This is a genomic window from Bacillus cereus group sp. MYBKT14-1, assembly GCF_051915185.1.
GTDB classification, from domain to species: Bacteria; Bacillota; Bacilli; order Bacillales; family Bacillaceae_G; genus Bacillus_A; species Bacillus_A cereus.
Genome location: NZ_JBQAEF010000001.1, coordinates 103225 through 122626, shown reverse-complemented (window position 1 = coordinate 122626; position 19402 = coordinate 103225). Strand labels below are relative to the sequence as shown.

Here is a 19402-nt window from a genome sequence, read left to right as displayed (position 1 = left end):
ATCAGCGATTATTAAAATATATCGACTTACCGACAAAAAACGACATCAGTAACAATATATAAATAAAGGGAGACTGCATGAAGTTCATGCAGTCTCCCTACTTTATACTATCCAACTTCTTTTTCTCGCTTCGCACGTTCTTTAGCGCTCCATTTAAATATTTTATCTAATAAGGAATATATTCTCCCAGATTCTTTCGTTAACAAAGGTCCTAACGATGCCAATATTAAAACATACAAAGCTGAGAATGGTTTAATCGTTGCCATTAAGCCGCCCGCAATTCCAATATTCGCGACGATAATGGAAAATTCTCCGCGTGATACAAGTGTTAAACCGATATTCGTAGAAGCCTTATGCGATAACCCAGCTTTACGACCCGCAAACATTCCAGCAGTAAAATTACCGATAAGAGTAATGAAAACTGCTCCTAACGCCAACCACACTGCTCCTCCAAGTGAAAATGGGTCTATACTTAAACCGAAGCTGAAAAAGAATATAGCTCCAAAGAAATCACGAAACGGAACAACGAGCTGTTCAATTCGATCACTATGCTCTGTTTCAGAAAAGACGAGCCCCAATAATAAGGCTCCAATCGCCTCTGCGACATGAATCGTTTCTGAAAATCCTGCTACAAAGAATAAAATAGCGAATATTACGATAATAAAAATTTCATTGGACGAAATATCTAACATTTTATTTAAAAATCGTGTAGCTTTTCTAGCAACTACAAAGAATAGTAGCATATACCCTACTGCGATTAAAATAGATGTAAGAGCACCTACAAATGACGTTGCCCCTCCTAGTACTAATCCTGAAACGACTGATAAATATACGGCTAAAAAGATATCATCAAACATAATGATTCCTAAAATTAGCTCCGTCTCTTTATTACCAGATCTTCTTAAATCAACAATTACTTTCGCAACAATTGCACTCGATGAAATTGTTATGATCCCAGCAATAATTAATGTTTCTAATAAGGGGAAACCCATTATATATCCGTAAAGTAAACCTAATATAAAATTAAGCGATATATGAACAGTTCCCCCAAAAGCAATTGATTTTCCTGATTTAATTAACTTTTTAATTGAGAATTCTAAGCCTAAATAGAATAAGAGGAATATAACGCCAACACGGCCGAGGAAGGAAATAACTTCTCCACTTTCAATAAATTTTAAATCAATCAGCCCTAAATCTGGGGCATGGGGACCCACTAGCATGCCAAGTATTATGAGAAACGGAATAATCGAGAACTTTAACTTTGCAGCGAGAATAGCTGCAAAAGCGACTAATACTAACGCAGTTCCAACTTCAAAGATTAAAGTATCCATCGATTATGAATCCCCTCCTACTGAAAGCAACTCATTAATAATTCTTTTTACTTCATGTCTTTCGCCTGATAATACCAGCATATCGCCAGCCTCAATGATAGAATCTGGGCCTGGATTAAAGAACTTCTTCATATTCTTTTTCAAAATGGCAATGATCGTTACGTTATATGTGTTTCGGACATGTAAACTACCAATTGTTTTTTGTACGACTGGTGCATTATTTTCCACCTTAAACCACTCAATTGATAATCCTTCAAAAGCCATTTCAATCGTATCTAAAGCTTGTGGTCTATATACCATTCCGCCCAATATAGCTGCAATTTGTCTCGCTTCGGAATCACGAAGAGAGACGCTTGAAATACTCTCCTCATGATCAGCATCAAAATGGTACATTTCTCTTCGGCCATCATCATGAATAACGATAACCATCTTTTCATTACCTTTTGTAATCACTTCAAACTTACATCCAATGCCCGGCAGTTCACTCTCTCTAATATTCATATTTTCCGCCTCCTAATTTTTTAGTTACGGCTTTTATAAATCGACATCAATCTCCGTTTTAAAGGGCTCATCCTTTGAGATACCTAAATACTTTAGCGTCTCTGATGGAGTCGCGTGATGGAAATGTTTTTGCAATAACGCAATCGCTATCCCTCTTTTGTACGCATGAAATCCAAACGTTTTTCGCATTGAATTTGTTCCGATTTTACCAACAACTCCAACTGCTTCTGCAGCATTATGGATTACACGATACGCTTGTTGGCGCGTAATTGAATTTGGCGTTTTATTAGATTGAAATACGTAATTTTCTCTTTTAACGTCAATAGATTGTACGTAATCTAAAAGCGCTTTTTTTACTTTTGTATTTAAATAAATATCTTGTTTAAATTTTTCATCTTTCACAGGAAGAGTATAAAACTCTTTAACAGTCCCGTCTTCATTTAATACATCTTCAAATTTCATACTAAGTAGCTCTGTAATTTTTAATCCTGTGTTAATTCCAATAACAAATAAAAGATAATCTCGCTGGGAGTGCTCTTTTAAATATTTTTTCATAGCCTCAATTTGGCTTATATCTTTTAATGCCTCTACAACTTCCATACATGTATTCTCCTCATCTTACGAACGGTAATTTTCTCATTATGTTGTCCATTTTACCTTATCATGCTATGAGATTTCCATGTGTTATCCATTATTTTCACAATATACTCAGGTGGTTCTGAAAACTTTCAATGTGGAAACTTACGATTGTATAAATACGTTGCGGTAAAAAATGTGGGGATAAAAGTTCAGCTTCTTTCTACAGATTGGATTCCTCCTTTCCTTATACAGCTACTTCTACTTTTATATTACGTTACTTACTTGCATTATATTATATATATCAGTAACATTAAAGTGTTTTTTCTGAAAATAATAAAAACCGAGCGTTTTTGCTCGGTTTTTATTATTAATCTTCTTTCGGAAGAACAATTCCTTTATACAATTGAACTGTAATGAAGTAATAAATCGCATAAATAACTACGAAAATTACGATTGGTACCCAAATACGGAAGTACGGATCGATTAAAATAAATCCGAAAATATTCATACCAACTAATACGTGAGCGATACCCACAATTGCTGGGAATAAGAATACTAAGAATAACTCTTTATAAATCGATTTCGTTAATAACTCACGGCGCACACCGATTTTACGGAGCATTTGATAACGCGTAATATCTTTTGATGCACCAGAAAGAATTTTAAACATAAGACAGCTTGCCATCATTGCTAAGAACGCAATTCCAAGGAAGAATCCCATAAACACTGTTCCGCTCGCAAAGCCGTAGAACATGTCATACATTTGATGTTTACTATTCATTTGTTCAGCTTTTACATTTTTATATTTATCTAGTTGCAACTCGTCAATTTTTTTCCATTCTTTTTCATATGTTAAGAAATCATCTACTTTTCCGATAAATGCTATACCTTCTTTACCATTTATCTCATCGTACATTTTTTGATTTACAATTTTAATTGCATGATCCTGATGTACATAGAATGGTTGGATTGTTCTGAAAGCCTCGTCCCATTCTTGTGGAAGTTCTTTCGCATTCGCATCTTTTTCATTCATTTCTCTAGCAACTGCACCTACTGGTAGTTCCTTTGAGACTTTTTTCGTTTTCACGCCATCCTTCATCGACTTCATATTTTCCATATCTCTTATTACAGGACGATTTTTCTCTAAATCCTCTTTTACATAGTAAACGTATTTATCATCGATTTTGTAACGATATTCATTTTTCTCTTTAAATGTAATACCATTTAAAATTTTCTTTTCTTCAGCCGTTGGATTATGAACTACTGAATCATAAATTTCAAATCCATCAACCATTTTTATAACGTTATTTTTAAACGCCATACCGCCTGAAATTGCACCAGCTCCGAGCGCAACTAACATTGCTACCGTCGCAAGCACCTTCGTTAAACTATTAATACGGAAATTTAATTGTGCAAATGTAAAAGCGTTAAGTCCTTTTTCACTACGCTTTTTATTACTTTTTAACTTTTTAATAATGACTGGGAGAAGTGATCCAAATAACATGTAAGTACCAGCTGTTGTTGTAATTAATGCAATAAGGATTCCCATTTCTCTTAGTTTTTCCATGTAAATCATTGATGCATAGCCCATTCCTAATAAAATAACCGCAAGGAATGCAACTACACCTGTCATTTTTCCTTTTACTGCAACACGTTCTGTTTGTGCGTCTGCATGTACAAGTTGCAGGACAGAAATACGTGATAATTTAATACTGTTCATAATTGCCGATAATACAAATAGTGCAAAGAAGAAGATGCACGTAACAGTCATAGATGGCAGATAAAATGCTTTATAGCCTTCACCAGCAAATTCTAATTGTTTCATTAATAATTGACCGATACCTTCTGCAAGTCCTACACCAACTGCAATTCCAATTGCAAGAGACGCGGCGCCTAATACAATTGTCTCAATAAACATAAGTAATGTAACTTTATGCTTTTTTGCTCCTAACATCATATACATACCAAACTCTTTTTGACGAAGAGATAGTAAGAAAGAGTTCGCATACAAAATATAGAAGAACGTTATAATAGCTAGTAAAAATGAACCTGCTTGGAATACAAATCCAATTTGACCAATAGTAGAATTTTCCTTAAGGAAGGCCTCGTTTAACGCTAATGTTTGAAACATATAAAAAATTGAAATGGACATGACAAGACCAACAAGTAAGACGATATAATCTTTCAGCTTACTTTTTAGCCCTGACATGGAAAGTTTAAATAACATGCTCTAGAACCTCCCTTCTTACGCTTTTTGTGTGCCTAAGTCCGCAAGCACATCTAAAATTTCTTTATAAAACTCTTCACGTGTACCGCCGCGGTGAATTTCTTTATATAGCTCACCATCTTGAATGAATAAAATACGCTGACAGTAACTTGCACTGTACGGATCATGTGTAACCATCATAATAGATACGCCTTGATCTTTATTTAAGTTTGTCATCGCATCAAGTAAACTCGTTGCATTTTTAGAATCAAGCGCTCCTGTTGGCTCGTCCCCTAAAATAATTGCCGGCTCATGCACTAAAGCACGCGCTGCTGCCGAACGTTGCTTTTGCCCACCAGATACTTCAGATGGGTACTTTTGAAGTATTTCTGTAATCCCTAACATATCCGCTACTTTCTCGACTTTTGGTCCAATGTTACGTGATGCGACACCTTGAAGAGAGAGTGGAAGTGCAATGTTTTCATAAATAGATAAGTTCTCTAATAAGTTAAAGTCTTGGAAGATGAATCCTAACTTTTGTGAACGGAAATCAGAAAGCTCACCTTGCTTCATTTTTGTAATATCCGTACCCGCAATTTCAACAACGCCGCCCGTTGCTTTATCTAATGTTGAAATTACATTTAATAATGTCGTTTTACCAGAACCAGATGGTCCCATAATTCCAACAAACTCACCCTCTTGAATTGAGAATGACACACCTTTTAACGCGTGTGATTGGTTCTCACCTTTTTTACCGTACACTTTTTGAACGTTTTTCACGTCTACAACTGGTTTCGTCATATATATCCTCCTACGCTTGTTTTTCCATTACCTATTTTGCGCCTTTTGGAGGTGAACTGCTATTTGTTAACATTACATTTACCTTACACTTTTGTAATATAAAGAAGGTGGGCGTGTAAGTTTGGCTTTTACTACTTTGAATATTAGTGACATATCGAATCGGTAAATGAAATTATATCGGCGATTTTTCAAATATATCGGCGCAACTACAAAAGCGGAAAATAAAAATAGGCTGCTCCACAAAAGGAACAGCCCACTTCTCTCTTTATTTCTTTAAAGGTGTTACCGTCCAATACGTAACAACTCGCCAAATCCATTCTAATGGACCCATTTTAAAGATTTTCATCCAAATTACACTAAACACAATTTGAATTGCATAAATTGCAATACATACATATAAAGTCTGCATGTAAGTTAAGTTTTCTGCAAAGTTAAATACACTGCCTGCAATTAAAATCATTGCAGTTTGTCCAATATAATTCGTTAAAGCCATTCGGCCATAATATTTCAGTGGTGCTAACAATGTTTGAACTGGTTTTAATTGAAGTAATAAAATTAATGCTCCAACATAGAAAGCTGAAATAATTGGTCCCACTGTAACACCAATTTTTAAAAATTGGCTTGCAGCGTCCATTGTTCCATCCTCATTCATAAGTATCATATTTACAAATGGATCAGCAGGAACGTGCCCATATTGATACCATACAGCTATGACACTTAAAACAAACATAATGCCTGTAAAAATAGCGACTTGCTTTATGTTTTTTGAAAGATTTTCAAATACACGATATTGTCCTGCAGCAAGACCTAATAAAATTAAACCAAGTGGTAATAGTTCTTTAACACCCATTACACTAAAGGCTATTGTCAAAATAAGACCAATTACTAAGTTCACTTGTTTTTTCGCTTTATAAAACGGTAAAACGATTAATCCGCAAATTGCATATAACGTTAACGCTTCTCCAGGCTGAAACATGTAATGAATCAAACCAAAAATAAATAATGCAACTACGCGGCGGAAAAATAGAACATATCCATTTTTCCCTTTCGCAATCGCTCTTGTAATGAAGATATAGAATCCCACTCCAAATAAGAATGAGAAAATCGAGAAGAAACGACCTTCTACAAATAAGTATAGAAACCTTTGATAGCTAGCATCTACTGTATTAGGATCTGGAGTTTTAATATTAAGTAGTGCTAAAATATTTACTAAAATAATCCCCAGTAATGCGAAGCCACGAATGTAATCTAACTCATCAATTCGCTTGTTTATAATATTGTTCCCCATAAAGCAGCTCCTTGTCCAAAATTTAATCCTCCCTTACTCTACTGGAAAAGTAAGCTTACAACTATCGGCAAACCTTACAGGAATCTTACATTATTGTCATATAACAAAACAAAACCAGGTCATATTGCGACCTGGTTTACTCTGATTGCTTTGATCTTTGAGGTTGTCCTTTTTTACTGTTACGCTGTTTCACTTGAACAATCGGATCAAGTTCATTCGAAAATTCAGCGTTATGTCCATTTTGTGTTTTTTGCTCTGGGTTATTTTGATCTGAACGTTTCGCCATTACATTCACTCCTTATTAGTGCGGTGTAATAATCATTTGATGTTGCAATTGGCGAATTGCCATACGTGCTCTATTTAACTGCTCACGTTGCTCATCATTCGCATGTTGTTGCATCGTTTGTAAATCGTTATACGCTTGTTCCAATTGTAACTGTGCATCTGAATACTCCATCGTATTGTAATGCTCTTGTCTCATACCAAGATCTAATTGTTCTTTCGCATATTCCACCGCTTGTTCCGCTTGTGTAATATACGATTCAAGTGATTGACGCTCTGCCATAATTGTCCCTCCTTGCTTCAATTCCCCTTTAGTGTGTCCCTTCCATCTGAACCTTATGAGTATGTTATAATGGATTTTGTTTCATTTTGACTCGGCTTAGGAGGGAAAGTAATGAAGGTTCAAAACCCTTTTCCATATACAAACGACAATAAACGTTATCATACATGGAATTATCATTTACGAAATGAATTTGGTGAAAAAATCTTTAAAGTTTCATTAGATGCTGGCTTTGATTGCCCGAACCGTGACGGTACAGTTGCTTATGGCGGTTGTACATTTTGCAGTGCTGCTGGATCTGGTGACTTCGCTGGCGATCGCCGCGATGATGTTATAACGCAATATCATGAAATGAAAGAAAAAATGCGCTCAAAGTGGAAAGATGGAAAATGTATCGCTTATTTCCAGGCATACACAAATACACATGCACCACTTGAAGTGTTAAAAGAAAAATTCGAACCGCTTCTAGCAGAAAAAGACGTTGTCGGTCTTTCTATTGCGACTCGTCCAGATTGTTTACCGGACGATGTTGTTGAATATTTAGCGGACTTAAATAAACGCACTTACCTTTGGGTTGAACTCGGACTACAAACCGTCCATGAACGTACTGCAAATCTTATTAATCGTGCTCACGATTATCCTTCTTATGTGGAAGGTGTAAATAAATTACGTAAGCACGGCATTCGAGTTTGTTCTCATATTATTAACGGCCTTCCACTTGAAGATTACGACATGATGATGGAAACAGCTCGTGAAGTAGCGAAGCTTGACGTACAAGGAATTAAAATCCACTTACTTCACTTATTAAAAGGAACGCCAATGGTGAAGCAATATGAAAAAGGACAACTCGAGTTCCTTTCTCTTGAGGATTACGTAAGTCTCGTTGTTGACCAACTTGAAATGATTCCAGAAGACGTAATTGTGCACCGTATCACAGGTGACGGTCCACCTGATTTAATGATTGGCCCAATGTGGAGCTTAAATAAATGGGAAGTATTAAATTCCATCGATGCAGAATTTGTACGCCGCGGAAGCTGGCAAGGAAAATATGCAAATGAGGAGAAACAAAAATGAAATTAGAACGTGTATTACCGTTTGCTCGCACTCTCTTGCAAACAGCAGTAAAAGAAGGCGATTACGCTGTAGATGCAACACTCGGCAATGGGCATGACACTTGCTTCCTAGCTGAAATCGTTGGAGATAACGGAAAAGTATTTGGATTTGATATTCAAAAAGAGGCAATTGAAAGCTCAACAACTCGTCTAAAAGAAAAAGAACTTTTCGAACGTACTGTTTTAGTTCACGATAGTCACGATACACTTCTATCCGTATTACCAGAAGATGCAAAAGGAAAAGTAACAGGCGCAATTTTCAACTTAGGTTACCTTCCAGGCGGAGACAAGTATATCGTTACAAAACCGAACTCAACAATCTCAGCGATCGAACAATTATTAGAAGTAATGGCACCTGAAGGTATCATCGTCCTTGTCATTTACCACGGACATCCAGAAGGACAAGTAGAACGCGACGCTGTTCTCAAATTTGCCGAAGAACTAGACCAAAAACAAGCACACGTACTGCGATACGGCTTCATTAATCAACAAAATAACCCGCCATTTATTGTGGCGATTGAGAAGCGATAATATATCAACGATTTTTCAATTATATCTATCGTAACTCGGGATATATCAACGATTTTTTCGATATATCTATCATAACTTACAATATATCAACGATTTCTCGGATATATCGATTGTTCGACAAAACATAACAAAAAAAGACGTGCATTCATTGCACGTCTTTTTGTTATTCTCCTATATAATGGATATAAACATTCTTAAAGGAGACGAAATAATGATCGGAATACTAGCAGGAATGGGACCAAAATCAACTGGGCCATTCGTCGATACAGTTGTAGCAAAGTGCCAAACAATATACGGAGCAAAGCATGATATGGACTTTCCTCATATGATGATTTACTCGTGCCCAACACCGTTTTACATGGATCGCCCTATTGATCACGAAGCGATGAAAAAAGCGATTATTGAAGGAGCACAAAAACTTGAAAGTACTGGCGTAAGCTTTATCGCTATGCCGTGCAATACGGCGCATCTTTATTTTGAAGAATTACAGCGTTCGCTTTCTATCCCGATTTTAAATATAGTCGATGAAACGTTACAAGCAATTCCTGAAAATACAAAAAGAGTCGCTCTTCTCGCAACAGAAGCAACTGTTCAATCCGGTATTTATCAAGACGGGATTGCAAAACGGAATATAGAATACATTCATTATGAAAAATGGCAAACGATGATTAATCAAATTATTACGTATATTAAAAGCGGAGAAGTTGAAAAAGCTCGCAAATTATGGAGCGCGCTCGTTGGGCAGTTGAAGGATGAAGTAGATACCGCAATTATCGCATGTACTGATTTGAATGTTGTGGCTAGCGAGAATTTTGTTGATTCTTCTCAATGTCTTGCGAAAGCGGTTGTTCGGATGTACTTATCAAATATAAAGAGATCTTCATAAACATAGAAAACACTCCTTCTAAAATGTGTTTTATGTTTAATAAAAACCCCACAAACTTTTAACTTTCTTCACAATTCTTTCAAAGTAATCACACTTAATCTCGCTATATTAAATAAGTAGTTATTCATATAGGGAAGGTTAGGGGAACTGAAAGTATGAAAGTAAATCGTTCGCTTCATTACATTTTTTGGCGTTGGCATTTTTATGCTGGGCTTTTTATTACGCCGCTTCTTATTACGTTGTCACTGAGCGGAATTGGGTATTTATTTCGGGAGGAAGTTGAAGATTTCATCTATAAAGATTTATATTTTGGGAAGAGTGCTCAAACAGAATCTATTTCGATGTCTGATTCTATTTCCTTAACAGAGAAAAAATATCCACATTATAGCGTGGCGAAAATTAGTGAGTTTAATGGGGATTATAATACGAGACTTACCATTGCAAATGAGTATACTGGGCAACAAAAATATGTGTATTTAGACAGCAATAATCAAATTATTGGGGATCAAAATGCAAGTGAAACGTTTGCCAATATAATGAGGGAATTACATAGTTCTCTTTTAGTTGGTGGCACTATCGTTAACTATACTGTAGAACTTGCAGCATGCTGGACAATCTTTTTAATCGTAACCGGATTGTACATGAGTATACGACAATTCAAAAACACACCATCATCCAATAAGCGAGAAAAAGCAAAAAGACGTCATTCTATTATCGGTATTATATTTACAATTCCTCTCTTTCTGCTAGTCGCATCTGGATTGCCATGGTCAGGATTTATGGGGAACCAAATTTATAAAATCGCATCGTCAAATGAATCACTCGGATATCCAAAATTGTACATGGCTCCGCCTGAATCAAAGGTAAAAGAATTGCCGTGGGCAACAAGAAAAGAAGCTCCGCCTGAATCAAATTCAAATGAACCGAAAGCAATTTCTGTCGATGAATTACAAAAAGGAATTGAAATAAAGAAGCCATATGTTATTTCACTACCAGCTGATCCGAAAGGTGTATTCACTGTTTCGAAATCGAGCGGTTCTGGTATTACAGGTATGCATGTTGCACCAAATGAAGAGATAACAGCTTACTTTGACCAATATAGCGGGGAGCTCATTTCAAAAACGGACTATCGTGATTATGGATTACTTGCACAATGGTTCACTTACGGTATCCCGCTTCATGAAGGACATTTATTCGGATGGCCAAATAAAATATTATGCTTACTAACGACATTATCTCTACTACTTCTCATTTATTACGGAATAAAAATGTGGTTAGCAAGAAAGCCGAAAGGAAAATTAGCAGCACCTCCAAAACAAAGAGATAAGAAAAGTATATTCGTTTTCTTTATCATGATGGTGATACTAGGCGCTGTCATGCCTTTATTTGGACTATCTGTTTTAGTTATTTTTGCAATTGAACTTCTTATATATGTATTTTTAAAAATACGATCATAATGAAAAGAAAACCACTCTACATGAGTGGTTTTCTTCATCACTGCGCTGTTTTCTTTCGGTACATCTTCCCGTTCCAATAGAAGAATCGTGAAGTGAGGCCTCCGTACTTTACAATGCGCCGTGCCATTTTGTGCATATTCTTTTGTGCTGATACTTTTTGATCTGATAAATAAATACCAAGTAATCCTCGGCTTATAAGGCGATGAAACTTCGCATGAGGCAAATCACCAATGCTCTTCTCTGCTTCTTCTACAAAGTGTTTCATACGATCTAATATTGCTTGCTCGTTTTCATAATAACTACAGAAATTCAAATCCCCGCCGGCGCGGTCTTCTTCTTGATCAATGAAATAATCAAGTAAGATATGAAGTCCTTGTACGTAAGGGAAGTACCCTTGTCTAATTTTCGCAATATCTTCATCATGTAATTCATCATGAAATGCATATGCTACAAGACAGAAAATTCCAAGTGTAGAACCGGCACATGCTGAAAATTCAAACCAACTCATCTCAGGTAAGTTTTCTTTATGTGCTTCAAACCAATTTTTCAGGCGCGGCTCTCTTTCTTCTAATTTCACATGTTTATGAATTTGCAAATCACAATAATAACAAGCAAGTTCATGAAGAACAGGAGCAATTTTGTCATAGTGCTTCGTTTTCTTTAAAACATCTTGGCATGTTTCAACAAGTTCATCTAAATAACCACCATCATCTTGATCATCACGATAACGATAATAATTACCGCCACCTTCTACTTCAGGTGATAATGCCATTAACATCGATTCATGCAGTGCGGCAAAATCATTTGGATCAAGTGATGTACTGCGATCACATAAATTATCTAAATAGTCGCTGATCGTTTGATACGCTACGATAAAACGAATACATTCTTCTCGGTGTTCATTTGCTAGCAGAGCTAAAATGCCACCGCCCTCACAATGAAACGTTTTATGCTCAATACTTGCGATTGCCTGACTATGAAGCTCATCATTCGGAATATGGTAGGCACGCTCTTTCCACATCGCTAGCTCATGGTGTACAACCGGAAACACATCACGGTATACTTTCGCCATGAGCGTTATGGGATTACTCGGTACGTTCACTTCTTCCTTCATCTCCTCTATTAAATGTACAAATAATGATTTATTTGTTTGTTTTTACTATATTATTGACATGCATTTCAGTAAATGACTGAATATAACTCAAAATTTCATCACGCTCATACTCATTTAATAACTCGTGATAACAATTCGGCCATTCTTTAAAAGCCTTATCACTTATTTTAACATTATCAAACCAAGTGCGGACACGTGTTTTATCTACAAGTTTATCCTCACAAGCTTGCATTAGCAAGAGCGGAACATCTGGAAAATCATCTATTTTTTTATGAGCAATTTCGATAGACTTAATCAATTCACTATACCAACGTACTGATACTTTGCGCAAGAACAAAGAATCATTCTCCATTGCATCTCTCACTTCGTGGTTACGTGTTGACATTTCCACCGTAAGATTCGTTGCAAATTGCAATTTTGGAGCCACAACATTTAATATTTTTGAAGCAAATTGAAGCGGAGCAGAGGGTCCAGTCACTACCCCTAAACAAGGCGAACTCAAAATAATACCCTCTACATCTTCTCTCTTCGTTTCTTGCATCATACGAATGACAATAAGACCACCCATACTATGACCGAATAGAAAAATAGGTAACCTATACTTTCTTGCTTCTTTCACCCATAGTTTAACTTCCTCTATGTATTCATCAAATGAATCAATATGTCCTCTATTTCTTGAAGTCGTTCCATGTGACGGAAGATCCCCCATCACGACGTGGTAGCCGATATGATTCCACATTTCCGCAACGGCTTCGTAACGTCCGTGATATTCCATTGCGCCGTGCACAATAACAATGACAGCCTTTGCTTCCTCCGCTTCATAATTCCACATACGGCTCTCCTCCATTTCACTCTTTCTCATAATTTGATACACTAAAACTAGTCTCTAGGAAAGGAAGACTTTACATGATATATCCTTACAAAGAAAAAAAACCGAAAATTGCGAGTAGTGCTTTTATCGCTGACTATGTTACGATTACAGGCGATGTTTACGTTGGCGAGGAATCAAGTATTTGGTTTAATACAGTCATCCGTGGTGATGTGTCACCAACGATCATTGGAGACCGAGTAAATGTACAAGACCAATGTACACTCCACCAAAGCCCTCAGTATCCTCTTATCTTAGAAGATGATGTTACAGTTGGGCATCAAGTTATTTTACATAGTTGTCATATTAAAAAAGATGCTTTAATTGGAATGGGATCCATTATATTAGATGGTGCTGAAATTGGCGAAGGAGCTTTTATCGGCGCTGGAAGCCTCGTTTCACAAGGAAAGAAAATTCCACCAAACACGTTAGCTTTCGGTCGTCCCGCGAAAGTCATTCGTGAATTAACAGAAGAAGACCGTAAAGATATGGATCGTATTCGCACGCAATACGTTGAAAAAGGTCAATATTATAAATCATTACAGAAGTAAATTTCCGCTGCCATAAGATTGGCAGCTTTTTTTATATAAAAACTAACTTTTTCTTTACAAAACATTATTACTCCCTCAACAAAATCTTATTAAAATAAAAGCTAATATCTCCATATATATGTAAACGAGGGAGGAGAATTTTCATGAAGGTCAGTGGATTATATAAAATAGAATGTTACATTTTCAAAGGAATTAATCGCTACTTTGATCAAAAAACATTAAATATCTTTTTCAGCAATATTACTCATATCGGTGGCGCGACTTTCTCCATCGCACTCACACTTTTCTTTTTAATTTTTGCAAAAGGTACTTTACATCAAGCAGCAATTGCAACTGCTATTTCTTTAGCAATTAGCCATATTCCTGTACAAATATTAAAAAGATGGTATCCACGAAAACGTCCTTATTTAACAATTCAGGATGCAAAATATCCAGTCCATCCATTAAAAGACCACTCTTTCCCGTCTGGTCATACAACAGCCGTTTTCTCTGTCTTCATTCCATTTATTTGCTATAATCCAAGCTTACTTGCTTTCCTATTACCGTTAGCATTATGCGTCGGTATTTCACGTATTTATTTAGGACTTCACTATCCGTCAGATGTATTCGTCGGTATGTGCCTTGGCACTTGCTCTGGCATCATCTCTTTTTATCAATTCATCCCACTTTTCACATAAAGGAGTGATATGATGAGAGTCGCCATTTTTACCGATACTTTTACGCCACAAGTTAACGGGGTTGCGAAAACGTTAGAGCGATTAACACGATATTTTCAGAAAGAACAGATCGCCTATTCTGTTTTCGCCCCTCAGCATACAGCTGAAGATAATTTTGTAGCGAATGTGAATAAGATGAGAAGTATCCCGTTAACAATATTATATCCAGAATGTCGTTTTTCTTTTCCTACTCCGCGTATTAAACGGGAACTACTTTCCTTTAAACCTGACATTATTCACATTGCCACACCTTTCAACATGGGACTTTGTGGATTGTATTATGCAAAAAAGTTAAACATCCCAGTTGTCGGTTCTTATCATACTGATTTCGATGCCTATTTACGTTATTACAAAATCGAATTCCTCTCCAATATGCTTTGGAACTATTTAAAATGGTTTCATAGTCATATGCAAAAAAATTTTGTACCTTCCTTTGAAACATTACATCAATTAAAAAATAAAGGCTTTCAGACCCTCTCTATATGGGGACGTGGTGTAGATTGCACACTCTTTCATCCAGCTTACAATACAGACCTATTCCGAAAAAAATATAATATTACAGCGAAGTATGTCCTTTCCTATGTTGGACGAATTGCTCCTGAAAAAGATATTGATACGCTGCAACACCTTATCGTTAAAACAGCACATACTCGAAACGATATTCATTGGCTCATCGCAGGAGACGGTCCTCTAGCAACAAGTTTACGTGAAGCTGTTCCGAAAACAAATATCACTTTTACTGGCTATTTACAAGGCGGGGATTTAGCTGAAGCATATGCTTGTTCTAACATAATGGTGTTTCCATCAGCTACTGAAACATTCGGAAATGTCGTACTTGAATCACTCGCATGCGGTACACCTGTTATTGGTGCAAATAGTGGCGGGGTTAAAAATATTATTACAGATGGAAAAACGGGAGTTCTTTGTCCGCCTAAAAATGAAGATGCATTTCTATCATCCATTTATTTTTTATTACAAAATGAAGAAAAACTTGAGCAGATGGGAATAGAATCTTCCTCTTTTGCGAAATCAAAGAGCTGGGATGAGGTCTTTCGTGGCTTGCTTAACCAATATGAAGAAGTCCTTCAGCATAACGCATCAGAGTTGCTTGCTTAAATAGAAAAACTCCCTTCAAAAAACGAAGGGAGTTTATTACATGGTCATAAATTTTAGTTTAATAAATGATACATAAGGTTAAGCATTGTTTTATTTCTATATTAATTATATCAAAAATAAACATAACTAAACAGACTTGTAATAAAAACCCATAAAAATTAATATATGGTTATACAGTGTTTTAACTGTATAATGATTTTAAGAATTCCCCTTAAAATCAACTCACTCACATACCTTTATACAGCAATTGTTCCCCAATTCTGTATATCAAAAAAACCTTTCATTCATTTGAAAGGTCTTTTTGAGCCTGCACATATTCTTCTTTCGTATTTACATTTATAAACCAATCCGCATTCGCTTGTACATCTTCTCCAGAAACATACTTCACATTACATTGTGATAAAAGCTGCCCCATACTTCTTTTTTCTTCCTGAAGTAAAGCATAAATCTTTTCTTTCACGCGGTTATGATACGCCGCAAGTAGCGGTTGTTTTCTTCCATTAATAATAGGTACAACCGCATCATATTCATTGTTCGTTTGCTCTAGTAAAATGGTAAACCATTCATGCGACACGTTTGGTGCATCGCAAGGCATAATAGCGTACCAATCTGCTTCTATGTATTCCATTCCTGATACAATGCCGGCCAGCGGTCCATTCCCTTTATAGTGCGGAATGTCTTCTATAACAGGTACTTGTACGAATTGCTCTACTCGCTCTTTTATATCAGCATGGCTAATTACTACAATGTCTTGCAAAGTATTTCCCATCACTTTCACAATATGCTCAACAAAAGTAGTTCCCTTCCAAATTGCTAACGCTTTCGGCTCACCGAATCTACTCGACATACCACCTGCTAATACAATTCCAGCATACTTACTCATTGGCGATGCAGCTCAAATGTAATATGACCTAATTCCGGTAAAATTAATTTATTCATCGCAAGGCGAACCGCTCCGCTAGACCCTGGCATCGAGAAGACTACTTTGCGCCCAATTGTACCACCAATCGCTCTACTTAACATTGCGCTGCTTCCGATATCTTCTAAATAACTAATCATACGGAACAGCTCACCAAATCCAACAATTTCTTTATCTAATAACGCTGATACTGCTTCAATTGTGACATCGCGTTTCGTAATACCAGTACCGCCATTTGTTAATACAACATCTACATCTTCCTTATGATAACCAGCTAACACTGCTTGCTGAATACTTTCTTTATCATCTTTTACAATTTCATAAGAAGTTACTTTATGTCCCGCTTCTTTTAACAATTCATGTAATAGTTGTCCGCTCTTATCTGTTTCTTCCGTACGTGTATCGGAAATCGTCACGATCTTGCAACGCACTTCTTTTGGAGCTTGTTTTTTATGTTCAGTTACACTCATTTTTTATCTTTCCTTTCTTAAAGACTTTTCTTCATTTTATCATACATACCTTTACACAATTATGTATGAAGCCAATCATGCGCCATGATACAATATAAGTATACTAACCCACAAAAAGGAAAGTGCCCTTTCTTATACTCCTAGACTACACATCTTTAGCTACTCTTTATATTTTCTACATAATAGAATTCAATTTTAAAACTTGTACTAAAAAATAAATTGGAGGTCTACATAGTATGGAACTTTATAAAAAATTAACAACAACATTTATCCTCTTATTCGTCGCTTCCATCACTGTCGGTTTTTCTCTAAAAGGCGCAATTCCATACGCTACATTAGTAAGTATTATATTCGCAACGCTATTTTTACTAAGCAGTGCATTTTGCGCAGGTAAAGCACGTCAAATGAAAGGTTGATTACATATGTTCCAGAAGAAATCAATCCTTTGTAAATCATGTGAAAAGGAAATACAAAAGGAGGACTTACATTGTTTGAATCAAACCGTATCCAGTTACGAAAGTTTTCCGAAGATGATATTCTAACATATTATAAATGGCATAATGATATAGACGTTATGAGTTCAACCACTCTCACTCTTGATAAATATTCCCTTCAAGACACAGAAAAACTTTGCCAGCAATTTATTCATTCTTCGGACTCTAAGAGCTATATCATTGAAGAAAAATCTACGCATCTTTCAATTGGTATTACTTCTTTAATTCATATTGATTCATATAACCGAAACGCTGAATGTATTATTGATATTGGTAACAAGGGTTACTGGGGGCAAGGTTATGGGAAGGAAGCTTTCACCTTATTATTGGATTATGCATTTTTAGAATTAAATTTACATCGCCTTTCTTTACGAGTATTTTCTTTTAACGATAGAGCAATTAAATTATATAAATCACTCGGTTTTCAACATGAAGGAACTTGTAAAGAAGCTATATTCCGCAATGGCAATTGGCATGACATTGAACTCTTCGCTTTATTCCAACGTAATTATAAATAAAAAAAGCTTTGCGCTCACCGCGCAAAGCTTTTTTTCATATATTATAGACCAGCTTGCTCTTTTAAAGCTGCTGCTTTGTCTGTACGTTCCCATGATAGATCTACATCAGTACGTCCAAAGTGGCCGTAAGCTGCTGTTTGTTTGTAAATTGGGCGACGTAAGTCTAGCATTTTAATAATACCAGCTGGGCGAAGATCGAAGTTGTTACGAACTAGTTCTACTAATACGTCTTCAGATACTTTACCAGTGCCGAATGTATCAACTGAAATTGATACTGGTTGTGCTACACCAATTGCGTATGCAAGTTGTACTTCTGCTTTTTCAGCAAGACCAGCTGCTACGATGTTTTTCGCAACATAACGAGCTGCATATGCTGCAGAACGGTCAACTTTCGTTGCATCTTTACCAGAGAATGCACCACCACCATGGCGAGCGTATCCACCGTAAGTATCAACGATGATTTTACGTCCTGTTAAACCAGCATCACCTTGTGGTCCACCAATTACGAAGCGGCCAGTTGGGTTAATGAAGAATTTCGTTTCTCCATCGATTAATTCTGCTGGTACTACAGCTTTAATTACGTGCTCTTTTAAGTCGCGATCGATTTCTTCCCATGTAACATCTGGGTGATGTTGTGTAGAAATTACGATAGTATCAACACGTACTGGTTTACCATTTTCATCATACTCAACTGTAACTTGCGTTTTTCCATCCGGACGTAGGTATGATAATGTATCATTTTTACGTACTTCAGTTAAACGGCGAGCTAATTTGTGAGCAAGCGAGATTGGAAGTGGCATTAACTCTTGTGTTTCATTACATGCGAAACCAAACATTAAACCTTGGTCTCCTGCACCAATTGCCTCAATCTCAGCGTCAGTCATTTGACCTTCGCGTGCTTCTAGCGCTTGGTCAACACCCATAGCGATGTCAGCAGATTGCTCATCGATAGATGTTAAAACTGCACAAGTTTCTGCATCGAATCCGTATTTTGCGCGTGTGTAACCAATGCCTTGAATTGTTTCACGAACGATTTTTGGAATATCTACGTAAGTAGAAGTCGTAATTTCCCCCGCTACCAATACTAAACCAGTTGTTACAGTTGTTTCACAAGCTACACGTGCATTTGCGTCTTTTGATAAGATCGCATCTAAAATTGAATCAGAAATTTGGTCACAAATTTTATCTGGATGTCCTTCAGTTACAGACTCAGATGTGAACAGATGACGTTTTTTTGTCATGTGGTAAACCTCCCTACAGTAATTGTATATATTGTACGGAACTCATCCTTAATTTGCCACAAACTGCGACATACATTTATTCTCCCACACAAGCATACAGAAAAACCTTTCCTACTTTACATAGAGGAAAGGTTTAATTTG

The 19402-nt window shown here is 36.4% G+C and carries 22 protein-coding genes; 9 read left to right on the top strand and 13 right to left on the bottom strand.

Annotated elements, in window-relative coordinates; all coding sequences use genetic code 11:
- Window positions 1-107: 107 nt before the first annotated feature.
- The 8 genes from ACTFO4_RS00745 to ACTFO4_RS00710 form a co-directional block, all read right to left on the bottom strand.
- Entirely contained in the window at window positions 108-1331 is a 1224-nt protein-coding gene (locus tag ACTFO4_RS00745; RefSeq protein ID WP_416809581.1) for a cation:proton antiporter, read from the bottom strand.
- Between the two features lie 3 nt (window positions 1332-1334).
- Complete coding sequence (locus tag ACTFO4_RS00740; protein WP_001026053.1) at window positions 1335-1832, bottom strand: cation:proton antiporter regulatory subunit; 498 nt, start codon at window positions 1830-1832, stop codon at window positions 1335-1337.
- 33 nt (window positions 1833-1865) lie between these two features.
- Window positions 1866-2432 carry a tyrosine-type recombinase/integrase gene (locus ACTFO4_RS00735; protein ID WP_000454211.1) on the bottom strand — a complete coding sequence of 189 codons (567 nt, stop codon included), beginning with the start codon at window positions 2430-2432 and terminating at the stop codon, window positions 1866-1868.
- 346 nt (window positions 2433-2778) lie between these two features.
- The gene (locus ACTFO4_RS00730) at window positions 2779-4638 is read right to left on the bottom strand and encodes an FtsX-like permease family protein (RefSeq protein ID WP_061457787.1); all 1860 of its coding nucleotides are present in this window, start codon (window positions 4636-4638) and stop codon (window positions 2779-2781) included.
- Window positions 4639-4656: 18 nt separating this feature from the next.
- Window positions 4657-5418: an ABC transporter ATP-binding protein gene (locus ACTFO4_RS00725; protein ID WP_000165837.1), complete on the bottom strand. Its 762-nt coding sequence runs from the start codon at window positions 5416-5418 to the stop codon at window positions 4657-4659.
- Between the two features lie 265 nt (window positions 5419-5683).
- Entirely contained in the window at window positions 5684-6706 is a 1023-nt protein-coding gene (locus ACTFO4_RS00720; protein ID WP_440013278.1) for a DUF418 domain-containing protein, read from the bottom strand.
- A gap of 136 nt (window positions 6707-6842) precedes the next feature.
- Complete coding sequence (locus ACTFO4_RS00715) at window positions 6843-6992, bottom strand: hypothetical protein (protein ID WP_001129341.1); 150 nt, start codon at window positions 6990-6992, stop codon at window positions 6843-6845.
- A gap of 15 nt (window positions 6993-7007) precedes the next feature.
- Complete coding sequence (locus tag ACTFO4_RS00710) at window positions 7008-7271, bottom strand: YtzC family protein (protein WP_000840865.1); 264 nt, start codon at window positions 7269-7271, stop codon at window positions 7008-7010.
- Window positions 7272-7382: 111 nt separating this feature from the next.
- On the opposite strand from ACTFO4_RS00710, the gene ACTFO4_RS00705 reads away from it, so the two are divergent.
- The 4 genes from ACTFO4_RS00705 to ACTFO4_RS00690 all read left to right on the top strand — a co-directional run bounded on the left by ACTFO4_RS00705 (window position 7383) and on the right by ACTFO4_RS00690 (window position 11254).
- On the top strand, window positions 7383-8342 hold the full coding sequence (locus ACTFO4_RS00705; protein ID WP_000868035.1) for a TIGR01212 family radical SAM protein: 960 nt from the start codon (window positions 7383-7385) through the stop codon (window positions 8340-8342).
- Window positions 8339-8911 (top strand): class I SAM-dependent methyltransferase, encoded by a 573-nt coding sequence (locus ACTFO4_RS00700; RefSeq protein ID WP_440013281.1) that lies wholly within the window; start codon window positions 8339-8341, stop codon window positions 8909-8911. Before ACTFO4_RS00705 ends, ACTFO4_RS00700 begins: the two co-directional genes overlap by 4 nt.
- A 211-nt stretch (window positions 8912-9122) precedes the next feature.
- A complete protein-coding gene (locus ACTFO4_RS00695; protein ID WP_410987717.1) occupies window positions 9123-9797 on the top strand; it encodes an aspartate/glutamate racemase family protein in 675 nt (224 codons plus the stop codon).
- A gap of 155 nt (window positions 9798-9952) precedes the next feature.
- Window positions 9953-11254, top strand: a complete 1302-nt coding sequence (locus ACTFO4_RS00690) for a PepSY-associated TM helix domain-containing protein (protein WP_061457791.1) — start codon at window positions 9953-9955, stop codon at window positions 11252-11254.
- Between the two features lie 37 nt (window positions 11255-11291).
- Here the strand turns inward: ACTFO4_RS00690 and ACTFO4_RS00685 are convergent, their stop codons facing one another.
- Window positions 11292-12356 (bottom strand): tetraprenyl-beta-curcumene synthase family protein, encoded by a 1065-nt coding sequence (locus tag ACTFO4_RS00685; protein ID WP_001102460.1) that lies wholly within the window; start codon window positions 12354-12356, stop codon window positions 11292-11294.
- Between the two features lie 40 nt (window positions 12357-12396).
- Window positions 12397-13200 carry an alpha/beta hydrolase gene (locus ACTFO4_RS00680; RefSeq protein ID WP_000267421.1) on the bottom strand — a complete coding sequence of 268 codons (804 nt, stop codon included), beginning with the start codon at window positions 13198-13200 and terminating at the stop codon, window positions 12397-12399.
- A gap of 74 nt (window positions 13201-13274) precedes the next feature.
- On the opposite strand from ACTFO4_RS00680, the gene ACTFO4_RS00675 reads away from it, so the two are divergent.
- From ACTFO4_RS00675 to ACTFO4_RS00665, 3 genes are all read left to right on the top strand, one after another.
- Complete coding sequence (locus ACTFO4_RS00675; protein ID WP_017674390.1) at window positions 13275-13787, top strand: gamma carbonic anhydrase; 513 nt, start codon at window positions 13275-13277, stop codon at window positions 13785-13787.
- A 143-nt stretch (window positions 13788-13930) separates the two neighbouring features.
- Entirely contained in the window at window positions 13931-14464 is a 534-nt protein-coding gene (locus ACTFO4_RS00670) for a phosphatase PAP2 family protein (RefSeq protein WP_000868582.1), read from the top strand.
- A 12-nt stretch (window positions 14465-14476) separates the two neighbouring features.
- Window positions 14477-15619: a glycosyltransferase family 4 protein gene (locus ACTFO4_RS00665; RefSeq protein WP_001261642.1), complete on the top strand. Its 1143-nt coding sequence runs from the start codon at window positions 14477-14479 to the stop codon at window positions 15617-15619.
- A gap of 280 nt (window positions 15620-15899) precedes the next feature.
- On the opposite strand, the gene ACTFO4_RS00660 is transcribed toward ACTFO4_RS00665, so the two are convergent.
- Window positions 15900-16502, bottom strand: a complete 603-nt coding sequence (locus ACTFO4_RS00660) for a molybdenum cofactor guanylyltransferase (RefSeq protein WP_017674391.1) — start codon at window positions 16500-16502, stop codon at window positions 15900-15902.
- Window positions 16499-17008: a MogA/MoaB family molybdenum cofactor biosynthesis protein gene (locus ACTFO4_RS00655; protein WP_000117124.1), complete on the bottom strand. Its 510-nt coding sequence runs from the start codon at window positions 17006-17008 to the stop codon at window positions 16499-16501. Before ACTFO4_RS00655 ends, ACTFO4_RS00660 begins: the two co-directional genes overlap by 4 nt.
- A gap of 236 nt (window positions 17009-17244) precedes the next feature.
- On the opposite strand from ACTFO4_RS00655, the gene ACTFO4_RS00650 reads away from it, so the two are divergent.
- Together ACTFO4_RS00650 and ACTFO4_RS00645 are read left to right on the top strand one after the other, a co-directional pair.
- On the top strand, window positions 17245-17424 hold the full coding sequence (locus ACTFO4_RS00650) for a hypothetical protein (RefSeq protein ID WP_000424805.1): 180 nt from the start codon (window positions 17245-17247) through the stop codon (window positions 17422-17424).
- A gap of 71 nt (window positions 17425-17495) precedes the next feature.
- Window positions 17496-18020: a GNAT family N-acetyltransferase gene (locus ACTFO4_RS00645; RefSeq protein WP_017656642.1), complete on the top strand. Its 525-nt coding sequence runs from the start codon at window positions 17496-17498 to the stop codon at window positions 18018-18020.
- A 41-nt stretch (window positions 18021-18061) separates the two neighbouring features.
- Here ACTFO4_RS00645 and metK read toward each other — a convergent pair whose 3' ends face one another.
- Window positions 18062-19261, bottom strand: coding sequence for a methionine adenosyltransferase (gene metK / locus ACTFO4_RS00640; RefSeq protein WP_000163125.1), 1200 nt, complete (start codon window positions 19259-19261; stop codon window positions 18062-18064).
- Window positions 19262-19402: the final 141 nt, after the last annotated feature.

Bases quoted from the DNA above. Each gene is read 5' to 3' on its own strand.
- ACTFO4_RS00660 (WP_017674391.1), bottom strand. From the start codon at position 16,502: ATGAGTAAGTATGCTGGAATTGTATTAGCAGGTGGTATGTCGAGTAGA.
- ACTFO4_RS00700 (WP_440013281.1), top strand. From the start codon at position 8,339: ATGAAATTAGAACGTGTATTACCGTTTGCTCGCACTCTCTTGCAAACA.
- ACTFO4_RS00720 (WP_440013278.1), bottom strand. From the start codon at position 6,706: ATGGGGAACAATATTATAAACAAGCGAATTGATGAGTTAGATTACATT.
- ACTFO4_RS00705 (WP_000868035.1), top strand. From the start codon at position 7,383: ATGAAGGTTCAAAACCCTTTTCCATATACAAACGACAATAAACGTTAT.
- ACTFO4_RS00740 (WP_001026053.1), bottom strand. From the start codon at position 1,832: ATGAATATTAGAGAGAGTGAACTGCCGGGCATTGGATGTAAGTTTGAA.
- ACTFO4_RS00690 (WP_061457791.1), top strand. From the start codon at position 9,953: ATGAAAGTAAATCGTTCGCTTCATTACATTTTTTGGCGTTGGCATTTT.
- ACTFO4_RS00730 (WP_061457787.1), bottom strand. From the start codon at position 4,638: ATGTTATTTAAACTTTCCATGTCAGGGCTAAAAAGTAAGCTGAAAGAT.
- ACTFO4_RS00650 (WP_000424805.1), top strand. From the start codon at position 17,245: ATGGAACTTTATAAAAAATTAACAACAACATTTATCCTCTTATTCGTC.
- ACTFO4_RS00675 (WP_017674390.1), top strand. From the start codon at position 13,275: ATGATATATCCTTACAAAGAAAAAAAACCGAAAATTGCGAGTAGTGCT.
- ACTFO4_RS00670 (WP_000868582.1), top strand. From the start codon at position 13,931: ATGAAGGTCAGTGGATTATATAAAATAGAATGTTACATTTTCAAAGGA.
- metK (WP_000163125.1), bottom strand. From the start codon at position 19,261: ATGACAAAAAAACGTCATCTGTTCACATCTGAGTCTGTAACTGAAGGA.
- ACTFO4_RS00665 (WP_001261642.1), top strand. From the start codon at position 14,477: ATGAGAGTCGCCATTTTTACCGATACTTTTACGCCACAAGTTAACGGG.
- ACTFO4_RS00745 (WP_416809581.1), bottom strand. From the start codon at position 1,331: ATGGATACTTTAATCTTTGAAGTTGGAACTGCGTTAGTATTAGTCGCT.
- ACTFO4_RS00710 (WP_000840865.1), bottom strand. From the start codon at position 7,271: ATGGCAGAGCGTCAATCACTTGAATCGTATATTACACAAGCGGAACAA.
- ACTFO4_RS00715 (WP_001129341.1), bottom strand. From the start codon at position 6,992: ATGGCGAAACGTTCAGATCAAAATAACCCAGAGCAAAAAACACAAAAT.
- ACTFO4_RS00655 (WP_000117124.1), bottom strand. From the start codon at position 17,008: ATGAGTGTAACTGAACATAAAAAACAAGCTCCAAAAGAAGTGCGTTGC.
- ACTFO4_RS00735 (WP_000454211.1), bottom strand. From the start codon at position 2,432: ATGGAAGTTGTAGAGGCATTAAAAGATATAAGCCAAATTGAGGCTATG.
- ACTFO4_RS00695 (WP_410987717.1), top strand. From the start codon at position 9,123: ATGATCGGAATACTAGCAGGAATGGGACCAAAATCAACTGGGCCATTC.
- ACTFO4_RS00725 (WP_000165837.1), bottom strand. From the start codon at position 5,418: ATGACGAAACCAGTTGTAGACGTGAAAAACGTTCAAAAAGTGTACGGT.
- ACTFO4_RS00680 (WP_000267421.1), bottom strand. From the start codon at position 13,200: ATGTGGAATTATGAAGCGGAGGAAGCAAAGGCTGTCATTGTTATTGTG.